This is a genomic window from Xenorhabdus entomophaga (genome assembly GCF_037996725.1).
Classification (GTDB): domain Bacteria; phylum Pseudomonadota; class Gammaproteobacteria; order Enterobacterales; family Enterobacteriaceae; genus Xenorhabdus; species Xenorhabdus khoisanae.
Genome location: NZ_JBBMXH010000287.1, coordinates 1 through 744 on the forward strand (window position 1 = coordinate 1; position 744 = coordinate 744).

1 protein-coding gene is annotated in these 744 nt (G+C 36.6%); it reads left to right on the forward strand.

What is annotated here, in order from left to right; all coding sequences use genetic code 11:
• Positions 1-410: 410 nt before the first annotated feature.
• The coding region (locus tag AAC854_RS22805) for a DUF4184 family protein (RefSeq protein WP_340619085.1) at positions 411-744 on the forward strand (334 nt) is incomplete at its 3' end.

Sequence of the window (744 nt, forward strand, 5' to 3'; positions counted from 1 at the left end):
TCGGTCAGTTGTTTATAGGTCATAGTGCATTTTCCTTTGGCGAGAAAGATGCCTACTATAGCAACTGACCGCCTTTTTCAGAAATTGCACTTATCATGCGAATCCAAGCTTGTTATGTGATTGTTAATAACTAAGTTACAGAATTTTTCAATACTAAGGAATGCCCCGGGCAGGTCAAAACAATGAAAAGAACAAAAACGGGATTTTGCATCATGGTTGCCCTGTATTGCTGAATAAAAAACGGATACTGTTAGCTAAGTATAGGGCATTGTTCTGGTAATCTTTACAGTGGTGTTAATTGAGGGGCAGGGTAGTAACATTATCTACAAATACAATAATATGTTGTTTACCGTGTTGAATATGATAATTTCCTATCGCAGACTTTAATATTTGTTTCAGGATTTTTCATAATGCCATGGACATTTTCACATCCAGCAGTCGTCTTTCCTTTGAAGAGTCTTCCGAGGGGAAGGTTATTGAATTTGCCAGCGCTAATTACTGGCAGTTTGTCGCCTGATTTATTTTACTCGGTTGGGTTATATGATGTTGCAACGACTGCGCATCATTTACCCGGATGGTTTTATACCGCATTTCCTTTATGTCTATTGATATTTTTGATTGTACGTCTATTGTCATATATAACTTTTCATAATTATGAGAATTTCATATTTCCTATTCCTTTCCAACTATTTGCTGAAGCGGCATTCAAGAAAATCTTAACTCTTTTGATGAGCTGCCACATAT